Source organism: Bacteroidota bacterium (assembly GCA_018831055.1).
Taxonomy (GTDB): Bacteria; Bacteroidota; Bacteroidia; order Bacteroidales; family B18-G4; genus M55B132.
Map to the genome: position 1 here is coordinate 1 of JAHJRE010000007.1, position 9,776 is coordinate 9,776.

Below are 9,776 nucleotides of genomic sequence, written 5' to 3' on the forward strand. Positions count from 1 at the left end.
AAACTGGATGTTGAAAGCATACAAGGTGACATCCTTGATCCGGCAAGTCTTGACAAACTTGTTAAAGGTACCGAGGTTGTCTTCCATCTGGCCGCCAGGATCAACCTCCACGGAGATAAACAAACAATGTACCGGACTCATGTCAATGGTACTGGAAACATCATCCTGGCCAGTGAAAAACACAATGTGAGGCGCTTGATCCATTTCAGCACCATCCATGCTATCGATCATAGCAACACCGTTAAACCGCTTGATGAAAACCGCCCCCTCATTTCGGAAAGCCGTATTATGTATGAATTATCAAAGGCTCACGGAGAAGGGTTGATCAGAAAACATCAAAACAGGATCCCTGAAACCATTATCATGAATCCCACTGCCATAATTGGCCCTCATGATTATGAACCGTCACTTCAAGGCCATTTCCTGCTCCAGCTGAAGAACAGAACACTTCCTGCGCTGGTCCCCGGTGGTTATAACTGGGTCGATGTCAGAGATGTCACCGCTGCCGCTGTCAAGGCAATTGACCACGGTGAAAGTGGCGACAGGTTTATCCTGTCCGGATACTGGCACGATTTCAGGGAAATTTCAGAAATGGTTGAGGAAATAACGGGAGTCCGAACTCCTAAAACTGAGATGCCCTTGCTTCTGGCCTGGATCGGATTACCCTTCATACAAGCCTGGGCATTGATCAGAAACGAAAAACCTCTTTACAACAAGGATACGCTCAGGGTTGTTTCTTCAGGAAGTAAAAACATTGATAATTCAAAAGCCCGTAAAATCCTGGGATTTAACCCACGCCCGGTTAAGGAATCCGTAAAGGATACTCTGAACTGGCTGGAAGAAAACAAGAAATAAACTCCGTAACGCTTGCTTACCCTACGTGGCATAACTTTCGCAAACCGGCACCATCTTTAATTGCAATGGTTTTCCCGGTTATCTCCACCAGTCCGTCTTCCTGGAAATTTTTTAAAATACGGATCACATTTTCTGTTGACATTCCTGCAAGCTCAGCCAGCTCCTTTCGGGTCAGATGCAAATCGAAAACCTGAGATTTAAAAATGTTTCCTGAAAGACACAGCAACAGGTCGGCAAGCCTTCCGTATGATTGCCTGTGCGTCATGAAAAAGAAACGGTTATTGATCAGGTTGGCATCTTCGCTCATGATATTGATGATGCGTGAAGCAAAAATCCCATTCTCGCGGACCAGGTATTTGAAGGTATTGATATCGATCAACCTGGCAACAGAATCCTGATATGCAGCAGCAGTATAGCGAAAAGTATCCCCGTCGTCGGAAAGGGCATTAAGCCCAACCAGGCTGCCGGGACCAATAATCTTGAGAATCAGGGTTTGATCGTTGTCTTCCAGGAAGACCTTGACCAATCCGTCACATAAAAAAATCACATGAGTGGCAAAAGCACCATGTTTGGCGATGATTTCCCCTTTCCTGAATTTTACCTCTACCTGCTTTTTATCCAGCAGCTCCTTCTGATCCTCTGTTAATACATCAAAACAGCGGCAATGGGAGTTTACCACCTTGCATGTAGATGTGATCGAGTTGTCCGTCATATATGTAGTTAAGTGATTAGTAAATAGCAAATTTAACAAATATCTCAATATCAACATATGGAAATTACAGTTCAAACATTGAACCAGATCAGTTTTCTCATAAACGAAGATCATTGTTTGCGCATTCGAAGGTAAAACCTGTACTGTTAATTTAGTAACAATAAATTCTGCTTCAAAAACACTAAAAAATAACAAATGAGAAAATTGGTTGTAATATTCCTGGCCATTTCCTTTCCTTTGCTGTTATTGGCAATTGTGGAATACCAGGAAGAAAAGGATGACCAGACGGCTAAGGAGATCAAACTGGTCAATTACGTCAGAAAAGCTGAACGGCAGCCCACACAGGTGGTGGATCACTCAAAGTTTGAGATCCTGCAAGGCACCTTTGAAAATGCGCATAAGGTTACGGCGGCCTGTCTTACCTGTCACAACGAACGCCATAAAGAGATCATGGAGACTTCCCATTGGCTTTGGCAACGCGAAGAGTTCATAGAGGGTAAGGGAGTAGTTCCGCTGGGCAAAAGAAATATCCTGAATAATTTTTGTATTGGCATTTCAGGAAGTGAGGGTACCTGTACCCGTTGCCATATTGGTTATGGCTGGGCAGATAAGTCATTCGATTTCCAGGAACCTACCAACATCGACTGCCTGGTATGTCATGATAAGACCGGAACCTATGAAAAGGAAAAAGGCGCGGCAGGTTATCCGGCTGCCTCTGTAAACCTGAACTATGTTGCTATGAACGTCGGTTCACCGGGAAGAGGAAATTGCGGTGTATGCCATTTCTGGGGAGGCGGTGGCAATAACGTAAAACATGGAGATCTTGAACAAGCCATGATGGATTGTTCCAGGGATGTTGACGTGCATATGACCACCTCCGGAGAAGATATGGCCTGCGTTGAATGCCATATCACCGAGAACCACCAGATGCTGGGCAAGCTGTATGCCCTTTCTTCAGAAAATAAAAACCGGGCTACCTGTGAACAATGCCACACAAGCGCACCTCATGAGAAAGACATCCTGAATGAGCATAATTGCCGGGTAGCCTGCCAGACCTGCCATATCCCCTACTATGCCAAAGCCAATGCTACCAAAATGATCTGGGACTGGTCGACGTCAGGGGATCTTGATGAAAATGGACATGAAAAACATGAAAACGATTGCGATGGGAACCACAAATACTTATCTATAAAAGGAACCTTTATCTGGAACGACCAGGTTGTTCCTGAATATTTCTGGTTCAATGGCATTGCCAGTCATCAGCTGATCGAAGACCCCATTGATACCATTCCTGTCCAGATGAACTCCCTTGACGGGAAATACCTTGATAAGGGGCTATGCCAGAAAACCGAGATCCCATCAAAAATCTGGCCGGTGAAAGTCCATCGTGGCCGTCAGATCTATGATACAGTGAATATGACCCTCATCCAACCCAAACTTTGGGATAAGGAAGCAGGCAAGGGGGCATACTGGACCGATTTCGACTGGAATAAAGCTTCTGCAGAAGGCATGGCTTATGTTGGATTGCCTTACAGCGGAGCCTATGACTTTGTGGAAACGGAAATGTACTGGCCGTTGAACCATCAGGTTGCTCCTGCCAGCCAAAGCCTGCAGTGCATCGACTGCCACAGCCGTGAAAACAGCCGTATTGCCGGCCTTACGGACTTTTACCTGCCGGGCAGGGACTATAAGGCAGGAATTGATTTCGCAGGAATTCTCCTGATCACCCTTGCCATTGGCGGTGTCGCAGTACACACCATTTGCCGTATCATTTCAGGAAGAAACTGCAAACTCCGGAAAAAATATTAAAAACCATCAATATCATGAAAAAAGTATATTTATATAAAGGCTATGAACGTTTCTGGCACTGGACGCAAACCGTGCTGGTATTTATCCTGTTGATCACCGGATTTGAAATCCATGGATCATACAGCCTGTTGGGTTATGAACAGGCAGTGAATATCCACAACACCAGTGCCTGGGTTTTCCTGGTACTGACAGTATTCACAATTTTCTGGCATGTTACTACCTCAGCCTGGAGACAATACATCCCAACAAGGAAAAATTTTAAGGAACAGATCGACTATTACATTTCGGGAATTTTTAAGCGCATGCCGCACCCGACAGGTAAAACCCTGCTCAGCAAACTGAATCCCATCCAAAGGGTCGTTTACCTCGCACTGAAAATCCTGGTTTTCCCCGTTATGTTTGCAACAGGATTCCTGTACCTGTTTTTCCATTTCCCGGTACAGGGTATTGAGCTGCAAAGCCTTGAAAGCATTGCTGTGATCCATACCCTCGGAGCTTACGTGCTGGTTGCTTTCGTGGTGGTTCACCTCTACCTGATCACTACCGGACGAACGACCTTCTCTAATCTGAAAGCCATGGTTACCGGCTGGGAAGAAATCCCCGATGCTGAAGTTAAGGCTGTTATCCAGGATGTGATCGATGAAACCGGTCAGCTGATCCGTCACAGTAACGGCAAAAAGGGAGAAAAAGAAAGGAAAGAAGTCAATACTGTCGTTTCCGAAGCATTCAATGAAAAGATCAATTAACCAACTAAAAAAATGTGTAAAATGAAAAAATATCTTTTTTCCATCCTCGCAACTACCATATTGATTGCAATGTTATCGGCTTCCTGCAGCCGGGATGATGTTTATAGCGGCCCGGACGAATGGGTGGATAATGTAAAGGGCAAATTACAAACTACTACCGTACAGGAATTGAAAGCAAAACTCGATAACTACGATATGTTTTATTTGGTTGATGTAAGAGAAGCCGATGAACATGCATACGGCTATATCCCCGGTTCTATAAATATCCCGGGTGGATCACTGGTTTTCAACATTGGTAATGAGGGATTCTGGGAACAGGAAATGCTTTATGTACCTCAAAAAACCGATGAGATCATACTTTATTGTAAAAAAGGTAAGCGTTCCGTACTCGCCGCCGATGCGCTCAGAAAAATCGGCTATACCAATATAAAATATCTCGATGGCGGCTGGAAAAACTGGGAAATGACCTATCCTCTTGAATATGAAAAGAAAGAGATCACAGGTCATCATGAAGAGAAAAAGGAATCAGGAGGGTGCTGATATCCGGCAAGACTAAACCCAGCCTCTTTTCCTGTAAAGTTCAAGGCCCTTATCCAGGGCCTTTTTTATGTGACCCTCCAATTCCGTATCAATAGATTTGATATGGAAACATGACTTCCCCTTGATCAATTTCAGCCAATCAGGATGAAATACTTCCTGTAAACTGTAAATGTGTGTAAGATCTTTCTCTATGGATGAAACTTTTGGGAATAACAATACAAAACCGGTAATGTTTAACGTATATAAAAATCGGCTTATGAAAATTCCCCTGTTGCATTTACAGGTAATATTTATGTATTTTTATCACTGCATAAGTATTAATTCAAATCCATACACAATGAAATCCCTGAAAATCGTTTCCGCCTTTTTGCTGATGTCCATCATGACTTCACAAGTCATTCTGGCACAGAATTATGTCAGCACACAGCCGTTAAATAAAAACGCCATCCTGGAGGAATTTACCGGAGTGCAATGTCCAAATTGCCCCGCCGGGCACACCGTAATGGCAGGTATTTTGGAAAGCAATCCAGGAAGAGCTTTCTGTGTAGCCTATCACCCTTCCAATTCAAACTTTACTACTCCATATTCTGGTAATCCGGATTTCCGCAGAACCTACCCCAACGCTTTTTATTCCACTCCCTACTGCGGATCGTCACGGTTCATGCCCAGTTCCTTCATACAGCGACGAGAATGGAACGGTGAGAAAATTCAAAGCCGTACAGTTTGGGTACAGTATGCTGATATCATCATGGCAGAGGCTTCCCCACTGAATGTCGGGATGGCTTCAACGTACAATGAGGTAACCCATATGCTGGATGTTACGGTGGAAGTATATTTTACTCAGACTATAAACAACACCCTCAGTATTTACGTAACCCTGGCAGAAAACGACCTTGTTGCCCAGCAATCGGGAGGCTCTGCAACCTATGTACATAAACATACCTTCCGCGAAGCTTTTGTCGCTCAATGGGGAGACCCGATGAATGGCCCAACCACCCAGGGATCTTTATTGGTTTTTGAATATGAATTCGATAATACTTCTACCGGCTACCTGATGGAAAACTGCGAACTAATGGCTTTCCTGGTTGATAACACCACAGAAGAAGTCATCAGCGGTGTGGGAGTGCATGTGGGAGAACATACCATGATCCCGCCCACAGCAGATTTCGAGGCAGAAGACACAACCGTTGGATTGGGCACCAGCGTTACCTTCACCGATATGTCGACCGGTGATCCCACAGAATGGGAATGGACCTTCGAAGGTGGTGATCCCGCCAGCTCAACTTTGCAAAATCCTCCACCGGTATTCTATAACTCTATTGGCAACTATTCGGTTACTTTGTCGGTCAGCAATGACGCCGGCCAGAACGAAACCACCAAAACCGGCTATATAATCGTTGGATATCCGCCGGTAACCGATTTTGAGGCCGACCTTACCAGCATCCTGGAAGGAGAATCCATTATCTTTACCGATATGTCGATACAGGATCCTGCTGCCTGGTCGTGGACCTTCGAAGGCGGAGACCCGGGAACTTCCAATGATCAAAATCCGCCCGCCATCACTTACAATACTCCTGGAGATTATACTGTTACACTTGTTACCTCAAACGAATTTGGCGAAAATACCATGACAAAGGAGGCTTATATTCATGTCGGAGGAGTCGGTATCGAAGAAGGTATTGATAGCCAAAGGGCAAACATCTATCCTGTCCCCAGCAATGGAAATCTCTACTTTGACTTCGGTACGGATCCCTTGCAGGAAGGAGCACTGGTCAGCATCACCTCATCCGATGGCAGGATAGTCCATTCAATTCCACTCGCCCCGGGAAAAATCAACTTTCTCAGCCTGGACCTCTCGGATGAACCGAATGGAATATATTATGTGATACTACAGGATAACGGATTCAAAGAAGTAAGGAAAATAATACTAAACAAATAGAGTCATTTCAATGATGGATTAAACGCGTCAGGTCCTTCGGACGCTGACAGGGTTTTCCCATCCCGGCAGAACCATCATGGCCTGCCGGCGATGTTGGTAAAAGAACTTTTTGGGGTTCACATTACTACAACTTTACCACTAACAATGCTTTGACCTTCAATGAAAATATTAAAAAGATAAAATCCATTTTTAAGCCATTCCCTTTCCAGAATGAATTGATTATCCTGGGTCTCCAATTCCAGTACCCGCCTGCCGGATACGTCAAACAGCAGCAAGACCGCATTTTCATTCTGCGGGTTTTCGAATGTAAGCACCGAACGACCATAAACCGGGTTAGGTTGTAGTAGATAACCGGTTTCACCCAGGATGTAATAATCGATGGTTATTGGACTGGAGTTACCCAATGCCCCCATCTCTAAACGATAAATATTGGTTTTATTCGGAAGAGGTTCATTATCAGTAAAATCATAGGATACCGAAATATCCGGACTGCCGCATACACCGGGGATTTCCCCTATGTTTTCGAAGCCTGTGCCTTCTTTGAAGCGCTGTATCCTGGTTCCATCACAGGTATTACCCGCCTGGATGGTCCAACGCAGAAATATCCCCTCATCATTTTGAACTGCAAAAAATCCTGATAAAAATTGATCCGCTTCCTGAGAAAATCCTCCGGAAAATGAGAAGATAAAAATGACAAGAATTACAATTTTCCTGCTGAGGTTCATTTACATGTAACAATATGCATTAATAAATGTTGTCAGAAAAACAGCAGAAAAATGATTAATACAGGATGATTTTACTAGTGGAATTTAGCTGCCAGGTATACATTTGAAGAAAATAAATACCGGGTGGGAGTAAATTTGTCATCAAACGAATCTTTCCCGCCACTGTGGAGGTAACCTTTTCTTCAAGAACCAATTTGCCGTCGAATGAAAAAAGACACACTTTTCCTGGCAGGGTTCTCAAGGGAAATTCAATGATAAGCTCGTTTCCAGTTCTCAGAGGATTTGGATACACCTTCCATTCAGTCCACAGATTTTCACCTGCAAAGGTCAGGTAATCATAGCAATGATATGCGCCCGATTCTGTACATGCAAAGATATGAATGGATGACATCCAGTTATTCCTGACCAGTCTATTCACGTGTAAATTTGGTAAACCATCGTTCAGGGATATCAATGAACCTCCCATCGGGTCAAACCAGGCAACCCCCTCCTCCTGGTCCCTTGCACTATTCCAGGGAATAAAAATATTACCCATGGCATCAAAACCGACGTCGGACATTAACGCTCCTGACTCAAATTCCGTGTTCCAGTTTTGACCAAAATCCGTTGAGCTCAGCAGAGAAGATGATCCCTTCCCGGTATTCACAATAAAATAGGTTGTTCCATCATTGTTTATAGAAAGATCCGTTATAAAACCCGGGTAACCCAGGTATGAATCCCATGTCAGTCCTCCGTCATCGCTATGATAAATATGGTTTTCCGATCCTATGTCAGAAAAAACGATATGGTCTCCCCATGAGTCAAACGCCGTTGCGATATTGGTAAAACCTGCCACCTGGGTCCATATTGTTCCATCATCCGATTCCAGGAGTCCGTACTCAAATCCTGCATAATATTTCCCGTTCACCTCACAATATTCCAGGAAGTTTGGGAATACTGCCCACTCTGCTACATACCACTGATGAGTATTAAGGTTGAATATCCATATCCCGTCAGACCAGGAACCATCACCAATGATCAGCAAGATGGTGCTGTCGGTATGTGATTCTGCATCCCATACAGGCAAGCCATAAGAATAAAAACTCCATTCCTGGTAAGGAATGATATCATCAATATAGATGCCCTCGTCTGTGCAAATCACACGAACATCTGCGGATGTTTCAAAACAGATATTGTTAACCCCGGCCGTGTCTGGGCCAAGAGGGATCCAGTTATATGCAGACACATTGGCGGATAAAAGGAACAGTATTACAAATGCATGATTTCTCATAAAAATAACACATTGATTTTCAGCAATAAAATTAATGAATATCTTTTGAAAATACAAGTAATACGGTCATAAATCAACCAACTGAGGTTCGGGAATTATTGTTTTTTTGCACTCACTCCCGACTTTCGTTCCCGACTTTCGTTCCCGACTTTCATTCCCGACTTTCGTCGGGACCTGCGTGACCAGCGTGACAAGCCATATAACAATATAATACAAAGTTCCCACTATGCATTGTCAATAAAAAAACCGGCCCTGAATCAGGACCGGCTGGGAATTATGAAAAAGCTAAATTTATTTGGTTGGTGGCAGGATAACCTGGTCGATCACGTGAATGACGCCATTGGCTCCCTGTACATCCACTGCAATAACTTTGGCACTACCGTTTAGAACAACACCCATGGAACCAACTTCTACATTGATATTTGCCCCGTTCAGAGAAGGAATAACTCCTGTCGACACCATATCCGAACGAACATTTCCGTTGGCCACGTGATACAGGAGTATTGGTGTTAATTGTTCGGCCGTTAAGTCGGCTATTCCCGACACGCCCAATACTGAGAATAAAGCCTGGAAAGCATCGTTTGTCGGTGCAAAGACCGTGAACGGACCCGGTGCATTCAGAGCATCCACCAATCCTGCTTTTACAACTGCTTCAACAAGAATGCTGAAGGTTGTATTGCTGATGGCCAGATCAACCACTGTAGGAGGTAACAATACCCTGTCGATCACATGAATAACGCCATTCGATGCCATTACGTCGGCAGCAGTTACATTGGTATTCCCATTCAGGACAACCCCTTTGGAAACATTTACATACAATTGGACACTGTTCCCATCAGGCCCGAAGGTGTTCAATGTTTCAAAGTATCCCGAATTAAGGCTTCCCGATTCAGCTTTAACACCAAGAACATGATAGAGAAGGATCGGTGTCAGGGTTTCAGCAGTAAGGTCGTTGATTCCGGATACACCCAGAGCATTGAAGAGCTGATTGAAAGCATCATTTGTCGGAGCAAATACGGTAAAAGGACCTGCACCTTCAAGTGCCTGAACAAGATTAGCCTTTTGCAAAGCTTCCACCAGGATGCTGAAGTTGTTATCGTTTACAGCAACATCAACCACAGTTTTTTCCTGAGGCACCGGAGCCGGTTGCACATCGTTATCATCGTCTTTGTCACAGGAT

General features: G+C 44.2%; 9 protein-coding genes. 5 read left to right on the forward strand and 4 right to left on the reverse strand.

Features of this window, described 5'->3' with window-relative positions; genetic code table 11:
* The coding region (locus KKA81_00490) for an NAD-dependent epimerase/dehydratase family protein (GenBank protein MBU2649385.1) at positions 1 to 855 on the forward strand (855 nt) is incomplete at its 5' end.
* A gap of 16 nt (positions 856 to 871) precedes the next feature.
* Here the strand turns inward: KKA81_00490 and KKA81_00495 are convergent.
* Entirely contained in the window at positions 872 to 1,567 is a 696-nt protein-coding gene (locus tag KKA81_00495; GenBank protein ID MBU2649386.1) for a Crp/Fnr family transcriptional regulator, read from the reverse strand.
* 195 nt (positions 1,568 to 1,762) lie between these two features.
* Here KKA81_00495 and KKA81_00500 point away from each other — a divergent pair, with 195 nt between their 5' ends.
* From KKA81_00500 to KKA81_00515, 4 genes are all read left to right on the forward strand, one after another.
* Positions 1,763 to 3,376 carry a tetrathionate reductase family octaheme c-type cytochrome gene (locus KKA81_00500; GenBank protein MBU2649387.1) on the forward strand — a complete coding sequence of 538 codons (1,614 nt, stop codon included), beginning with the start codon at positions 1,763 to 1,765 and terminating at the stop codon, positions 3,374 to 3,376.
* 14 nt (positions 3,377 to 3,390) lie between these two features.
* Positions 3,391 to 4,122: a cytochrome b/b6 domain-containing protein gene (locus KKA81_00505; GenBank protein MBU2649388.1), complete on the forward strand. Its 732-nt coding sequence runs from the start codon at positions 3,391 to 3,393 to the stop codon at positions 4,120 to 4,122.
* Between the two features lie 21 nt (positions 4,123 to 4,143).
* The gene (locus tag KKA81_00510) at positions 4,144 to 4,662 is read left to right on the forward strand and encodes a rhodanese-like domain-containing protein (GenBank protein ID MBU2649389.1); all 519 of its coding nucleotides are present in this window, start codon (positions 4,144 to 4,146) and stop codon (positions 4,660 to 4,662) included.
* 337 nt (positions 4,663 to 4,999) lie between these two features.
* A complete protein-coding gene (locus KKA81_00515) occupies positions 5,000 to 6,601 on the forward strand; it encodes a PKD domain-containing protein (GenBank protein MBU2649390.1) in 1,602 nt (533 codons plus the stop codon).
* Between the two features lie 116 nt (positions 6,602 to 6,717).
* Here KKA81_00515 and KKA81_00520 read toward each other — a convergent pair whose 3' ends face one another.
* The 3 genes from KKA81_00520 to KKA81_00530 form a co-directional block, all read right to left on the reverse strand.
* The gene (locus KKA81_00520; protein ID MBU2649391.1) at positions 6,718 to 7,326 is read right to left on the reverse strand and encodes a T9SS type A sorting domain-containing protein; all 609 of its coding nucleotides are present in this window, start codon (positions 7,324 to 7,326) and stop codon (positions 6,718 to 6,720) included.
* A gap of 55 nt (positions 7,327 to 7,381) precedes the next feature.
* Positions 7,382 to 8,596 carry a T9SS type A sorting domain-containing protein gene (locus KKA81_00525; GenBank protein ID MBU2649392.1) on the reverse strand — a complete coding sequence of 405 codons (1,215 nt, stop codon included), beginning with the start codon at positions 8,594 to 8,596 and terminating at the stop codon, positions 7,382 to 7,384.
* A 291-nt stretch (positions 8,597 to 8,887) separates the two neighbouring features.
* Positions 8,888 to 9,776 (reverse strand): fasciclin domain-containing protein (locus tag KKA81_00530; protein ID MBU2649393.1); only part of this gene is annotated, 889 nt, incomplete at its 5' end.

Bases quoted from the DNA above. Each gene is read 5' to 3' on its own strand.
- KKA81_00495 (MBU2649386.1), bottom strand. From the start codon at position 1,567: ATGACGGACAACTCGATCACATCTACATGCAAGGTGGTAAACTCCCAT.
- KKA81_00500 (MBU2649387.1), top strand. From the start codon at position 1,763: ATGAGAAAATTGGTTGTAATATTCCTGGCCATTTCCTTTCCTTTGCTG.
- KKA81_00505 (MBU2649388.1), top strand. From the start codon at position 3,391: ATGAAAAAAGTATATTTATATAAAGGCTATGAACGTTTCTGGCACTGG.
- KKA81_00510 (MBU2649389.1), top strand. From the start codon at position 4,144: ATGAAAAAATATCTTTTTTCCATCCTCGCAACTACCATATTGATTGCA.
- KKA81_00515 (MBU2649390.1), top strand. From the start codon at position 5,000: ATGAAATCCCTGAAAATCGTTTCCGCCTTTTTGCTGATGTCCATCATG.
- KKA81_00520 (MBU2649391.1), bottom strand. From the start codon at position 7,326: ATGAACCTCAGCAGGAAAATTGTAATTCTTGTCATTTTTATCTTCTCA.
- KKA81_00525 (MBU2649392.1), bottom strand. From the start codon at position 8,596: ATGAGAAATCATGCATTTGTAATACTGTTCCTTTTATCCGCCAATGTG.